General features: G+C 44.5%; 9 protein-coding genes. 1 reads left to right on the top strand and 8 read right to left on the bottom strand.

Features of this window, described 5'->3' with window-relative positions:
- Positions 1 to 162 precede the first annotated feature (162 nt).
- The 5 genes from truA to fabB form a co-directional block, all read right to left on the bottom strand.
- Entirely contained in the window at positions 163 to 957 is a 795-nt protein-coding gene (truA, locus tag ELZ11_RS12045) for a tRNA pseudouridine(38-40) synthase TruA (protein ID WP_137357663.1), read from the bottom strand.
- Positions 958 to 1,073: 116 nt separating this feature from the next.
- Entirely contained in the window at positions 1,074 to 7,259 is a 6,186-nt protein-coding gene (locus ELZ11_RS12040) for a FimV/HubP family polar landmark protein (protein WP_137357662.1), read from the bottom strand.
- Between the two features lie 210 nt (positions 7,260 to 7,469).
- A complete protein-coding gene (locus tag ELZ11_RS12035; protein WP_137357661.1) occupies positions 7,470 to 8,483 on the bottom strand; it encodes an aspartate-semialdehyde dehydrogenase in 1,014 nt (337 codons plus the stop codon).
- Between the two features lie 12 nt (positions 8,484 to 8,495).
- A complete protein-coding gene (locus tag ELZ11_RS12030) occupies positions 8,496 to 9,629 on the bottom strand; it encodes a 4-phosphoerythronate dehydrogenase (protein WP_137357660.1) in 1,134 nt (377 codons plus the stop codon).
- A 257-nt stretch (positions 9,630 to 9,886) separates the two neighbouring features.
- On the bottom strand, positions 9,887 to 11,098 hold the full coding sequence (fabB, locus tag ELZ11_RS12020) for a beta-ketoacyl-ACP synthase I (protein WP_137357659.1): 1,212 nt from the start codon (positions 11,096 to 11,098) through the stop codon (positions 9,887 to 9,889).
- A 128-nt stretch (positions 11,099 to 11,226) separates the two neighbouring features.
- Between fabB and mnmC the strand changes: the two genes are divergently transcribed.
- Entirely contained in the window at positions 11,227 to 13,287 is a 2,061-nt protein-coding gene (gene mnmC / locus ELZ11_RS12015; protein WP_137357658.1) for a bifunctional tRNA (5-methylaminomethyl-2-thiouridine)(34)-methyltransferase MnmC2/FAD-dependent 5-carboxymethylaminomethyl-2-thiouridine(34) oxidoreductase MnmC1, read from the top strand.
- Between the two features lie 104 nt (positions 13,288 to 13,391).
- Here the strand turns inward: mnmC and ELZ11_RS12010 are convergent, their stop codons facing one another.
- The 3 genes from ELZ11_RS12010 to ELZ11_RS12000 all read right to left on the bottom strand — a co-directional run bounded on the left by ELZ11_RS12010 (position 13,392) and on the right by ELZ11_RS12000 (position 14,851).
- Positions 13,392 to 13,916, bottom strand: coding sequence for an NADPH-dependent FMN reductase (locus ELZ11_RS12010; RefSeq protein WP_137357657.1), 525 nt, complete (start codon positions 13,914 to 13,916; stop codon positions 13,392 to 13,394).
- A 131-nt stretch (positions 13,917 to 14,047) separates the two neighbouring features.
- Complete coding sequence (locus tag ELZ11_RS12005; RefSeq protein WP_137357656.1) at positions 14,048 to 14,311, bottom strand: YfcL family protein; 264 nt, start codon at positions 14,309 to 14,311, stop codon at positions 14,048 to 14,050.
- Positions 14,312 to 14,320: 9 nt separating this feature from the next.
- The gene (locus ELZ11_RS12000) at positions 14,321 to 14,851 is read right to left on the bottom strand and encodes an elongation factor P hydroxylase (RefSeq protein WP_137357655.1); all 531 of its coding nucleotides are present in this window, start codon (positions 14,849 to 14,851) and stop codon (positions 14,321 to 14,323) included.
- Positions 14,852 to 14,932: the final 81 nt, after the last annotated feature.

Raw genomic sequence — 14,932 nt, 5'->3', positions numbered from 1 at the left:
TCTCTATACTCTTCCGCTTGATTGCGAAAGATAAAATTTGGAATTATGCGTGGGGATTAAACCACATAAAACAGCGAGTGTAGATAAAAAACTGGTTGTACCTATTTTCTTTACCTATATTACTTGCCTAACTGGTAATTTTTTTGAACCTAAGTCCCACATTTAGTTCAAATTATCTGGAAGAAACAGAGGACCAATTGGCTCACGCGGTAACTCAAAATGTTCTGGATAATCGACATCAACCAAGTACAAACCTTCTGCTTTTGCAGTGGCTCCAGCCAGTTTTCTGTCTTTCGCTTCTAGTAGCCACTCTATCCAACTTGGTTCCTGATCGCCTTTACCTACAGCAATCAAGCTTCCAGTAATGTTTCTCACCATGTGGTGTACAAATGCATTCGCTTTTATATCAATCACAATGTAGTGGCCATGACGAGTTACATTCAAGTGCATGATATTGCGCCAAGGGCTGCGAGATTGACAGTGCACAGCTCTAAAAGATGTAAAATCTTTTTCACCAAGTAAGTACTGACCCGCTTCGTGCATCTTGTTTTCATCGAGATCACCATGATAGTGACTGACACCAGAGTTTAAAATGCCAGGTCGTAGCGCATGGTTAAAAATGATATAGCGGTAACGCCTTGCGGTAGCACTGAATCTCGCATGAAAGTCTTCAGGGACTTCTTTAGCCCATCGAACAGCAATGTCCTTAGGCATATTCGCATTTGCCCCCATTGTCCACGCAACCATTTTACGCGTCACGTTGGTTTCAAAGTGAACAACTTGTCCCGTACCATGCACACCAGCATCCGTACGCCCAGCACATTGAACTTCTACTGGGTGATTAGCCACAATCGAAAGAGCCTTTTCCAATTCTTCTTGGACACTTTTTACGTCACGTTGGCGCTGCCAACCAAAATAGTGGGTACCGTTGTATTCAATACCTAAAGCAATTTTCATGTTTCTGTTCTCTTTGAAAATGGGGCTCGAAGTATATACTCAAACGCCGTTATTGAGCCAGTCAGAGTCAAAAATAAAGGGTAGCCAATGCTACCCTTTGTTTAATGCTTTACCCATTATCGTCCATTAAGAGCGTCGATTAAGTTTTTCGCTTCTCGTCGAATCTCATCGCCCCCATCAACAATCGCTTCTTCAAGAAGTTTTATTGCTCCTTGAGGATCACTCATTTCGATGTAAATCTTAGCTAAGTCAAGTTTCCCAGCAGCTTCAGCATTGCTATCCACATCAACGTCACCAATATCTCCAATAACATCAGGGAATTCATTTAAGCCAACATCGAGTTTTAACTCTTCTTCATCAAGATTAGGCAAGTCACCGTCATCATCAACTTGAGCCATCAGTTCATCAATTGTCATAAACTTATTGTCAGCAGAGCTAGGTTCAGCCAAATTATCTTGCTGCCCCCAGTTCTCTTCTTGGATTTCAGGCTCAACTTGCTGCTTAGCAGACTCCCACACTTCTTTTTCTTCAGCAGGTACGTCATGAGAAAGACTAGATTGTTGATCTGGAGATAAACTGAAACCATTCCAATCTTCTCCACCCACTTCCAGCATGGCTTCAATATCTAAACCAGCGCTATCAATAGACGTCGCATCTAATGGCTGCTCAAACATCGAATCTACACTGTCTTGCACGTCTTCAGATAACAAGTCGGCAATTGCAGCTTCATCGAAGGTATCTATTTCCTCTGTATCGACTGATTCTAAAAGCTCGTCACCACTGCTAGCAAAAAGATCATGAAGGGCATCTTGATCAGATAGTTCATCATTTTCTGATACCGCTTCAGAGTCACCCGAACTTTGCGCTTCCGAGAATGCATCCGTTAGCGCTTCATCTTCTCCATATTCAGGTAATTCATCTTCATCTAGCTCCACTCCCAGCTCTTGAGAAACTGGTGTATCTTGCGGTTCGATATCAAATTGAGCGGCATCCGCTAGTGCATCTTCTTCGTTATATTCCGGTAGCTCAGATTCATCAACAACATTGTTTAGAGATTCAGAAGGCAAATCTTGTTCTAGTGAATCAAGTTCAGGTTCTGATGCTACTTCAATTAACGCGTCATCTTCGTTGAACTCTGGTAGCTCTAGATCATCAATTGAAAAACCTTCTTCTGCTGCTGGAGTTTCTTCTTGCTCCGCTGATAGCTCGGCTTCTTGCGTCGTAGGCTCTAGCTCTGACTCTTGAATCTCGTCAGTAACTGGCGCTTCATCAACAGCTGCTGGCTCTTCAACTTCAGGCTGAACATCAAACTCAGCTAACGCATCTTCTTCGTTGAACTCTGGTAGTTCTAGATCATCAATTGAAAAATCTTCTTCTGCTGAAGGTTCTTCTGACGTTGGAGTGTCATCTTGCTCCGCTGATGGCTCGGCTTCTTGTGTCGTAGGCTCTAGCCCTAACTCTTGAATCTCGTCAGTAGCTGGCGCTTCATCAACAGCTACTGGATCTTCAACTTCAGGCTGCGTATCGAACTCTGCTAACGCATCTTCTTCATTGAACTCTGGCAGTTTTAGATCATCAATTGAAAAATCTTCTTCTGAAGGAAGCTCTTCTGCTGTTGTAGTTTCTTCTTGCCCCGCTGATAGCTCGGCTTCTTGCGTCGTAGACTCTGACTCTTGAATCTCGTCAGTAACTGACGTTTCATCATCGGCTACTTGCTCTTCAACTTCAGGCTGCGTATCAAACTCAGCTAACGCATCTTCCTCGTTGAACTCCGGTAGCTCAAGCTCATCAATTGCAAAGTCTTCTTCTGAAGTAAGCCCTTCAGATGTTGGAGCTTCTTCTTGCTCCTCTGATAGCTCGGCTTCTTGCGTCGTAGATTCTAGCTCTGACTCTTGAATTTCGTCAGTAACTGGCGTTTCATCTGCAGCTACTGGCTCTTCAATTTCAAGCTGCGTATCGAACTCTGCTAACGCATCTTCTTCATTGAACTCTGGTAGTTCTAGATCATCAATTGCAAAGTCTTCTTCTGAAGAAAGCCCTTCAGATGTTGGAGCTTCTTCTTGCTCCGCTGATAGCTCGGCTTCTTGCGTCGTAGATTCTAGCTCTGACTCTTGAATCTCGTCAGCAACTGGAGCTTCATCAACAGCTAATGGCTCTTCAGCTTCAGGCTGCGTATCAAACTCAGCTAACGCATCTTCCTCGTTGAATTCCGGCAGCTCAGGATCATCAATTGAAAAGTCTTCTTCTGAAGAAAGTCCGTCAAATGTTGGAGCTTCTTCTTGCTCCACTGATAGCTCTGCTTCTTGCGTCGTAGATTCTAGCTCTGACTCTTGAATCTCGTCAGTAACTGGCGCTTCATCAACAGCTACAGACTCTTCAACTTCAGGCTGCTCATCAAATTCTGCTAACGCATCTTCTTCATTGAACTCTGGTAGTTCTAGATCATCAATTGCAAAGTCTTCTTCTGAAGGAAGTTCTTCTGTTGTTGGAGTTTCTTCTTGCTCCGCTGATGGCTCGGCTTCTTGTGTTGTAGGCTCTAGCTCTGACTCTTGAATCTCGTCAGCGACTGGTTCTTCATCAGCGGCTACTGGTTCTTCAACTTCAGGCTCTACATCAAATTCCGCTAACGCATCTTCCTCGTTGAATTCCGGCAGCCCTAGCTCATCAACTGAAAAGTCTTCTTCTGAAGGAAATTCTTCTTGCTCCGCTGTTAGCTCGGCTTCTTGTGTTGTAGGCTCTAGCTCTGACTCTTGAATCTCGTCAGCGACTGGAGCTTCATCAGCGGCTAATGGCTCTTCAACTTCAGGCTGTTCATCGAACTCAGCTAACCCATCTTCCTCGTTGAATTCCGGCAGCTCAAGCTCATCAATTGAAATATCTTCTTCTGAAGGAAGTTCTTCAGCTGTTGGAGTTTCTTCTTGCTCCGCTGATAGCTCGACTTCTTGTTCTGTAGGCGCTAGCCCTGACTCTTGAGCTTCGTCAGCGACTGGCTCTTCTTCAGCAGCAATTGGTTCTTCAACTTCAGGCTGCACATCGAACTCAGCTAACGCATCTTCCTCGTTGAATTCCGGCAACTCTAGATCATCAATTGCCAAGCCGTCTTCTGAAGGAAGTTCTTCAGCAGTTGGAGTTTCTTCTTGTGCTGTAGACTCTGACTCTTGAACTTCGTCAATAGCTGACGCTTCATCAAGCTCAGACAACGTATCTTCTGCGGTTGGAATTTCATCTCGTTCTACTGCTGGCTCTGACTCTTGTGCTTCGTCAGCGACAGGAGCTTCTTCTGCAGCAATCGGTTCTTCGTCTACTAACCAATCATCGTCTTGAGGAACACCAAATTCATTTGCAACGGCTTCAGGCTTCGGTTCCTCAATAATTTGCTCTATTGGAGCTTCTTGAGGCTGCTCCGGCTCAGAAGCTACCGACGTTTCTTCAAGAGGAGTTTCAGTGCTCTCGTCGTCGGCACTACTATCAAGTTCTAGATCTTCACTTCCCTGAATCTCGGGTGTGAAGTCGAAGTCTGCAGAAAAGTCAGGTGAAGATTCCACATCATCGATTGCTTCTGAAAGCCAATCTTCGACTGACTCTTCTTCTGGTTCTTTTATCTCTGCCGCATCAAGTTCGCCGACCTCAGCATCTACAAAACTGGTTTCTTCCTCTGTAGTCTCAGCTGGTGCAAAATCACGTTCTAAGCTTTGTGATTCAACATCTTGACTTGTAGAGCCAGCTTCTGATGTTGGCTCCACATCTAACTCAGTAGACGTCTCGTCAGGAATATCTTCGGTAGCAGTATCTGTAGACTCAAGTACATCATCAAGTAGAGCATCCGCTTCTGGCGCAGCTTCAAATAAATCGTCAATAAACTCTTCACTGTTGAATTCTGTTTCTTCTTCAGCTTGAAGTGTTTCTTCTGGATTTAATAAGCTCTCTTCCGCTTCACTTCCCTCTAGCTCATCACCTGAGGAGGTTTGCTCTGAATCATCAATGTTCAATGGTTCAGCTTCAGATACTGGCGCAGCGCTTTCATCTAACATTGCGGACTCAAGCTGCTCTTCAAAAGCAGGTTCTTCGATGCCTTCAGTAAGTAGCTCATCAAACGGGTCTAAGCTCTCAGAACTCGTGAGCTCATCCTCAGCTAAATCCGAATCCAGTAATTCATCCAGTGTCGCATCACTGTCTGGTGCAATGGCTAAATCATCTTCTACATCAGAACTACCATCTAATAGCTCATCTAATAATTCAGTGCTGCCATCATCTAAATCAAACGTTTCATCGCCATCAGAATCTAACAATTCATCCAATGTTGCCGTACTGTCATCTTTAATCTCCGGCGCGTCATCGTCCGTTGAGAGACCAGATAACTCTTCAAGCTCTGCAAATGGGTCGAATTCTTCTTGCTCTTCTTCACTAACCGAACTCGTTTCATCTAAAACGTCTTCAAGAAGATCGGTAGACTCGGCTAAATCAACGCTTTCATCTTCAAGTAACTCATCTAATAGATCCGTACTTTCAGGAGCGACACTTGGGGCTGGCGCTTCATCTACATAATCCGTTTCTTCTTCATCGGCAGGTTCATCAAATTGTGACAAGATGCTATCAATGTCGTCATCCGATGCTAAGCCAGAATCAAAGCTCTCGTTACTTAAATCAAAATCAGTATCTAAGGCGTCCGTCGCCTCTTCTCCAGTTTCAGCGCTTTCCGCCACTTGCGCGAAAATATCATCGATATCATCTGAATCAGTCGCAGCTGGCTCATCTGATGGTTTCTGTTCATCAGAAATTAGCGAGTCGATATCGAATTCATCGCTACCATCATCGTCTTCGGCTTCTGAAAGTAAGTCATCTAAGAAGGATTGATCGAGTGCATCTGCACCTAAATCTTCAGCTGGCGCGTCTTCCGAAAGCAATGCTTCAATGTCATCCGCTGACATACCGCTGTCATCTGACAAATCAAAATCACTTTCCCCGGATTCAGGAACCTCTCCAACGGTTTCATCAAGTGCGCGTTCCATTTCTTCAAGGCCAAGTGCCTTGTCATCGCCATTAACACTGATGCCATTCGCACTATCTAAATCTTCAAAGCCAGCATCAAGATCGCCGTCATCGCCAATACCAGCGAATGGGTCATCACCATCGTCGCCATCAAGGTTGAAATCTAGGTCGGTATCATCGAGCCCAGCGAAGACATCGTCTTCTTCTTCAACTGTGTCATCACCAAATAGTTCTTCAGAACCAGTATCGTCACCAAATAACTCGTCATCCAACGACAGATCATCATCAATATCGTCCATATCGTCGCCGAGCGCGATTGGTGGCATATCATCAGAGGCTTCTGGCTGTGGTTGCTGCTGAGTTTGCTCTGGTGCTTCTTCTTCCTTGTTCGATTTTCTGCCTAGTAACATCACGATGATGAGGCCAATCAACAAGCCTGGAATAATGGCTAACGCTGCAACCATCCAGCCATTAGACAAAAATTCATCCATTGCACTCGGCGCCATTTTCTGCGCTTCGGCTGCTTTACGGCGTTCTTCTGCTAGTAACTTTTCGACTTCACTACGGATTCTGTCTTCGTCGCTGAGCTCACCCTTAAGCACGTCTACTTCCGACTGAACGTTGGACAGCATTAAGCGCAATTGATGATTCTTTTCTTCAAGCGCCAATAACTCTGTTTCTGATACTTCTAACTGTTTCTCTAACGCATTGACACCCTCGCCCGCTTTAGGCTTTGGCATCGGTTTTGGCGCCATTGTTGGCGTCTCGACCTTAGGCATTTCTGGGGTAGCCGTTTCAACAACAGCTGGCTGTGGCCTAACAGGTCGTGGCTGTACAACCGGAGCGGGCTGGACTGACGTTGTACCATTTAGCTTGGCAAGATGAGAGTTCATAATCGCCACAGCTTGCTGCGTCGATGTGCTTTGCACTTGTTCTAACGACGGTACACGCAAATTGCTGGATGGCAGTAAGCTGTGAATATTTTGGTTTTCAAACGCCTGCGGGTTTAAGCGATAAATCGCAAACAAGGTTTGTTGTACCGAAACAGTATTAGATGGGCGCAAACGGCTTGCAATTGACCAAAGTGTCTCATTACTACCCGTTGGGCCATAGAAGCGAGAAGGCTCGTTTTGTTGAGAAAGAGTGTTGGTAGCAGATGGATTGGTTCTTTGAACAGGTTCAGAAAAAGTAGGAGACGTCTGAATCTGACCATTCGGTCCAACAACGCGAATGGTATCTGCACGAACAATAGAAATCTGAGTCGCAGCTACTAATGCTAAAGGCATTAATAATCGCTTAAAAATTTGACGCATATAAGGCTCAGTTAAGTGCTTGGTACGAATAAAAGTTACGATCTATTAAATATATCGGATAAATGACGCAAAACTATAGGAATGAAGACAAAAAATGTGTCACAGCAACAATAAATACAAAGAACTCACACCATATTGCTCAAGAATTTTTCGGGATGATTAAAAAAGCCCCACTGATAAGTGAGGCTTTGAATTTAAATATAATTTCGATTAAAAGTAATCGCGAATTAACACTTCTGCAATCTGGACTGCGTTTGTCGCTGCACCTTTACGTACGTTGTCTGCAACAACCCACATATTAATGCCGCTATGATGGCTAATATCGTTACGAATACGACCGACCATCACATGGTCTTTACCACCAGCATCACCCACTTGAGTCGGGAAGTCTTGTCCATGGAAAACTTCAATACCATCGGTATTTTCTAGTAATTGAGCAACTTGCTCAGCACCAATTGGTGAACGAGTTTCAACATGCAAAGATTCTGCATGGCCATAAAATACAGGCACGCGCACGCAAGTTGGGTTCACAGTGATTGAAGAGTCATTGAAAATTTTCTGAGTTTCCCAAACCATCTTCATTTCTTCACGTGTGTAACCATTTTCTGCGAACTCATCGATTTGAGGAATACAGTTAAACGCGATTTGCTTAGAAAACGCTGAAGGTTCTGCAGGCGTACCATTCAAAAGTTTAGCCGTCTGTCCAGCAAGCTCATCGATGCCTGACTTACCAGCACCAGAAACCGATTGGTACGTTGAAACGTTAATACGCTCAAGGCCAACTTCATCATGAATAGGCTTAAGTGCCACAAGCATTTGAATCGTTGAGCAATTCGGGTTCGCAATGATGTTACGGTTACGGAATTCAGCAATCGCTTCAGGGTTAACTTCCGGCACGACCAAAGGAATATCGTACTCGTAGCGGAATTTAGATGTGTTATCGATAACAACAACACCTTCATCAGCTGCGATTGGTGCCCAACGCTCTGAAAGGTCGCCACCAGCAGAGAAAAGAGCGATATGTACTTGAGACCAATCGAAGTCTTCAACATTCTGCACTTTTACCGTCTTACCATTGAAGCGGTATGTTTTACCTTCACTACGTTCACTTGCTAGTAAGTGCAGTTCACCGACAGGGAATTTACGCTCTTCAAGTACTTCTATGATGGTTTCACCAACCGCTCCAGTCGCACCTAAAATAGCAATATTAAATTCTTGGCTCATTGTTTCTCTCTTTTATAAAGTTGGCTTTACCATAAAACCGAGTTTAGCTAATGGGGCTAAATTGCAGCTTTCATCGCCTGATAACTCAATAGCGCTGTACTCTCTGCGATCCCAATATTCTTTGCGCATTTTGTCAAATGAACCTGGAGTCGCAATATTACGGCGGAACAACGCATCGTCTTTGCGCACATCATAGATCAACTGAGTCAAATTGTGCAGTGTTGCTTCATCCCAAGCTCTATCTAATTTCACTTGAGGCACAGGCGCGATAGGCAATAATTCACTTGCTTGCGCACGCTTGTCGTCACCTAAAAATTCACAATAGCTGTTAAAAATCATGGTGGTGCCACGAGCTTTGCCTTCAAGACCATAGCCAGCAACGTGCGGTGTCGCAAAGGCAAGTAATGGCAGCAGCTCCATGTCCACTTCTGGCTCAAATTCAAAAACATCAAGTGCGGCGATAAAGCCGTCAGCTTTCAATAAACGCTGCTTCAGGGCTTCATTATCAACGATAGGACCACGAGCGGCATTAATCAGGATTTGGTCAGAGCGCAAGTTTGCTAAAACATCTGCATTAATCAAATGATGAGTAGGATACTGACCATCTTTGGTGATCGGGGTATGAAGCGTGATGATGTCAGCTTCTTTCAACAGTACTGGTAGTTCAGTGAATTCACGAGTATCCCCTTCAGCCTGTTTTAGAGGGTCATTCAGCAATACCTTAATACCAATGCCTTCTAAACATTTTGCTAGGTAACTGCCTACTTGACCGGCGCCTATAATACCAACGGTCTTATCAAATACTGAGAAACCGTGTTGCTGAGCCAAAATCATCATTGCGCTAAACGCATACTCAGCAACGCCTACCTTGTTACAACCAGGTGCTGCAGTAAAGAATATCCCGCGCTGCTTCAGTAACGCTTGGTCAACGTGATCCATACCAGCTGTCGCAGTCCCAACGAACTTCAGCTTGTTAGCTTTAGTAAGCAGGGCTTCGTTTACTTTGGTCACAGAGCGAATCATCAGAGCATCCACATCTACCAAATCATCTGCTGTCAATGTACGGCCAGACTTTAATACCACCTCACCCAACTGGCTAAATAACTGCTCAGCGTAAGGCATGTTTTCATCAATTAGAATTTTCATAATGCTTTTAAATAGAAAGGCTAATATTAGCGATTGAAATGATTGTGCAGAAAAGGGATCTAAGTGTCGAGCGCTAAACTGAGCAATTTAGCAAATAACAGATAGAAAAATGCCCGGCTGAAAAACAACCGGGCAAATATCCAGAACAAAAGGATCCTATCTCGCTCTCCAGGAGACAGAGTCTGCGTCTGTTCGATCAGCGGTTAATAAAAACCAGTACTGATCAAGCTCTGGAAACCTTCAAATTTAATCGAGGTTTAGTCTTGGTACTTTTTGATCACTAGAGTCGCGTTAGTACCACCGAAACCAAAGCTGTTAGACATTACAGTCGTTAACTCTTGCTCGCGTGCTTCAGTCACGATATCAAGACCAGCAGCAGCTTCGTCAAGGTTAGAAACGTTAATGCTTGGCGCAATGAAACCATTGTCTAGCATTAGCGTTGAGTAGATTGCTTCGTGAACACCAGCAGCACCAAGTGCGTGACCTGTCATCGCTTTAGTTGCTGAGATTGCAGGGCTGTTTCCACCGAACACTTCTTGGATAGCACCAAGCTCTTTCACATCACCTACAGGAGTAGAAGTACCGTGAGTATTCACGTAATCCACGCCGTCTACGTCTTGCATAGCCATCTTCATACAACGAACCGCACCTTCGCCAGATGGAGCCACCATGTCGTAGCCATCAGAAGTCGCACCGTAACCTACGATCTCGCCGTAAATTTTCGCGCCACGAGCTTTAGCGTGCTCTAGTTCTTCAATAACTAGCATGCCGCCGCCACCAGAGATTACGAAACCGTCACGATCAGCATCGTAAGTACGAGAAGCTTGATCTGGAGTGTCATTGTACTTGGTTGAAAGTGCGCCCATTGCGTCGAACATCATAGTCAGAGACCAATCTAGTTCTTCACCACCACCAGCGAATACTACGTCTTGCTTACCCAGTTGGATAAGTTCCATAGCGTGACCAATACAGTGTGCAGAAGTCGCACATGCAGAGCTCATTGAGTAGTTCACACCGCGGATTTTGAAAGGAGTCGCTAGACAAGCAGAAACCGTTGACGCCATTGTACGTGGAACCATGTAAGGACCAACACGCTTAACGCCTTTCTCACGAAGAATATCAACCGCATTCACTTGGTTTAGTGAAGATGCGCCACCAGAACCAGCAACAATACCAGTACGGTCATTTGAAACTTGGTCTTCAGTTAGACCTGAGTCTGCAATCGCTTGCTCCATAGAAAGGTATGCAAACGCCGCCGCGTCACCCATAAAGCGCATTTTTTTGCGGTCAATATGGTCTGCAGGGTTCATCTTTAGGTTACCCCAAACTTGAGAGCGAAGGCCGTTTTCCTTGAACTGCTCTGAAGCTGTGATACCTGATTTACCTGCTTTTAAAGACGCTAAAACTTCTTCGACGTTGTTACCGATACTTGAAACAATACCCATACCGGTGATTACGACTCGTTTCATGTGACATTCCTATAATTCAAAATTCAGCTAGATGATAACTAAGAAGCATAACAAAAGTGGTCAGCTTTCCTAGAAATTCGTACAATCCCCCCTAACATATCGCCTCAAATCACAAAATGATAGATTTTATGACTTCAATTACTAATGCGGAGCTCGGCTGGAATGATGCTGGCACTCCGGTTTCTGACCAATTCGACGATGTTTACTTCTCTAATGTAAATGGTTTAGAAGAAACCCGCTACGTATTCCTAAAGCAAAATCACCTTCCTGAACGTTGGTCTGAGTTCTCTCAGCGTCGCTTTGTAATTGCAGAAACAGGCTTCGGAACCGGGCTCAATTTTCTAGCTGTATGGCAGTGGTTTGAAACCTTTCGAAAAGAAAATCCAGGTTCTGATTTAAAAGAACTACACTTCATTAGTTTTGAAAAATACCCTTTAAACAAAGAAGACTTAATCAAAGCTCATCAAGCTTGGCCTGAACTGGCTGACTATGCCAAACAGCTTCAACAGCATTACCCTATCGCATTGCCTGAATGCCACCGTATTGTGCTTGGCGATGGAGCGATCACTTTAGATTTGTGGTTTGGTGATATCAAAGATTGCATGCCGAGCGTTCCTACGCCGAAACAAGGCTTAGTCGACGCTTGGTTCTTGGACGGCTTCGCGCCCAGCAAAAACCCAGAGATGTGGAACCAAAATCTATTTAATGGCATGGCTAAACTCGCCAAGCAAGATTGTAGCTGCGCGACTTTCACCGCGGCAGGTTTTGTGCGCCGAGGGTTAATTGAAGCCGGCTTTGAAATGAAGAAGGTTAAAGGCTTTGGCACCAAAAGAGAGATGATTGCAGGTCAGTTAACTCACAAACTTCCTCATACTAACATCAAACCTTGGTTTAGTTTATCTGAGCCTAGTGACACTGAAGACATCGCCATCATAGGCGGAGGCATTGCCAGTGCAGCTCTTGCCAAGACTCTCTCTCGACGGGGTAAATCGCTGACATTATACAGCGAGCACTCTTCCGCAGCGGGCAATGCATCAGGTAATAACCAAGGCGCTATCTATCCGCTATTAAGTGAAGCCAAATCGAACGTATCACGAGTTTTTGGCCCAGGTTTACTATTCGCTAGACAATTCATCGACCAAGCAGCCCAATCTATCCCGTTCGATCACGAATGGTGTGGCGTGAATATTTTGATGTGGAATGACAGTTCACGTAAAAAGTTAGAGCGCATGCTCGAAAGTAACTTCAACCCATCTCTTATTTGTCGTCAAAACGCAGAGCAAACCAATCAAACCGTTGGACTCGACACAAATATGGAGAGCGTTCATTTCCCATTAGGTGGTTGGGTCAGCCCACTGCAGTTAACTCAAGGGATCCTCGATTCGTTGCAACAGCATGGTCGATTAGACGTGCGTTACCAACACCATGTCGACTCTCTAGAATGGTTAGAAGAAAGACAGCAATGGCAGCTGACCATTTCTACACCGGATGGCATTGTTACGGCTCACCACTCACAAGTGGTCGTGGCCAATGGCCATAAGTTTGCCGATTTAGCGCCAACAGCGCGCATTCCACTGACCCCTGTTAAAGGCCAAGTTAGTCATATTCCAACCACATCACAATTAAGCAAGTTAAAAACGGTACTGTGTTTTGACGGCTACCTAACACCTCATAACCCGAATAACGGCCACCACTGCATTGGCGCCAACTACGATAAAAGTAATATCAATCAAGAATTTGATCCCGAGGTGCAACAGCATAACGGTGAAAGGTTAGCGGCCTGCTTACCGGAACAAGCGTGGGCAAAAGATGTCGACACTAGCGGAAATCATTCACGCCAAGGTATTCGTAGTGTTAGTCGCGACCATTTACCTTTTGTCGGTAATGTCGGAGAATTTGAACGTATTATCGCTGAGTATGAGCAACTGCATACCACCAATGAATCAGATGTGACTCCAGTTGCCAGCTACCCTAACTTGTACAGTTTTATTGGATTAGGTTCTCGCGGCCTAAGCTCTGCGCCTCTTTTAGCAGAAGTGTTAGCGTCGCAAATATGTGGCGATCCACTTCCACTGCCTGCGGATGTACTAGAAGCGATCCATCCAAGTCGAATGTGGGTAAGACGGCTTCGTAAAGGTAAAGCGCTAACGGCAGGTTGGGTTGCAGACAAGCAATCACGACAGTCGTAACATTAAACGCTTTACTTGTTCAAAACGTAAAAAGCCCGAAAGGTAACAATACCTTTCGGGCTTTTTTACAAGATTGTTTATTTTTGAATTAGCGGGCTAATAGATTAACGCAAAGCCGCTACAGCTTCTTTCAATTGAGTGGCAATCTCATCATTTGTGATAGACCCAGTCTCAAAACTGAAGTTATCGTAGAAGCTAGGGACAGAAACCGATGCTTTAACGTTGCCGCCAAAGAAAGGTGCAGAACCTACTGCCGCGCCTAGTACCGTTTGAGCACCGCCAGGGCCTGGTGATGTCGCTAGGTATACCGCTGGTTTATCCGCGAATACTGAACGCTCAATACGTGTAGCCCAATCAAATAAGTTTTTGTAAGCTGCAGGATAGTGACCATTGTGCTCAGCAAAAGAAATAACGTAAGCGTCAGCTTCGCCTAAGTCACGAAGGAAAGCTTGCGCACCTTCAGCTTGGCCGATTTCTTTCTCAGTATCTTCACTGAACATTGGCACGTTGTAATTTGCAATGTCTAGAACTGTAACTTCAGCACCTTCAATCAAGTTTGCTGTATAAGTTGCTAGTGCTTTATTAATTGATGTTGAGCTTGTGCTAGCTCCAAATGCGATAACTTTCATGATGTACCCTTCTTGGTCGTTCTCTTTAAGTAGGTTCAGAATAACTTACCCCCAAATTCGAACAACCAGAAAATTCCTACAGACTCATTCAGATATTTTGAATGAGTTTAGAATCACATTTAGAACCATCGTTATGCAAGGTTTTGCAATTCAACCCATAGGTCGTTAACGATAGTACGGTCTGCTGGCGTTAATTCAGAACGCGCATCTTCTAAGCTTTGTTCAATACGAGTTTTCACTTCCGCTAAATCTTCAATGCCTTCTTCTTCACATGATGCAACTGAAAGAGAAATGTGACCACGTAAGTAACCACCAGCAAATAACTCATCATCAGAAGCCGACTCAATACGTGCGTCGATAAGTTCTAGAAGCTTTTCTTCGAATTCTATAATCATTGTATTCTCTTATTTCACGATAAATTGGCTAACACATAAAGGCTCGACTTGGTAATGATGACGAAGCGCATCAGACAGCATCTTCACTCTCACAGGAATACCTTGTTCAAATATCCCTATTACCTCTTTATGGACCTTATTCATAAAGGCCAAGCGATCAGGTTCAAAATCGCCGTGTAGATTGTCACAGCTAACATTAAAAGGAAAGCCTGCGCTTTTCGCGATAATCCATTCATAGGCTTGAGGGCGAACTTCAACTTTTTCGAACTCCGCTTGCACTTGTTCTGTACGACCATCTGGCTCATACCAATAGCCGAAATCTTCTAGCAAACGACGCTTTGGCCCTGCCACACACCAATGAGCAATTTCGTGTAACGCTGACGCGTAATAACCACGAGCAAAAATGATTCTGTGGTGAGGCACTTTTTCATCGGCAGGCAAGTAGATTGGCTCATCTCCACCTAGCTCTAACTTGGTGTTGAATGAATCAAAAAATGTGCGGTTAAAGATTTCGATAATGTCTTGGTATTGATGAGTCATAGCACTATAAAAAGGATGTGACGGATAACCGAGGCATTCTGCTTTTTTTTGCTGTCGAGGTAAAGCCCTACTTATCACCTC

Origin of the sequence: Vibrio profundi (assembly GCF_005281835.1) — a bacterium.
GTDB classification, from domain to species: Bacteria; Pseudomonadota; Gammaproteobacteria; order Enterobacterales; family Vibrionaceae; genus Vibrio; species Vibrio profundi.
Note: the sequence above shows the minus strand (reverse complement) of the source record. Positions and strands in the feature narration are given on the sequence as shown.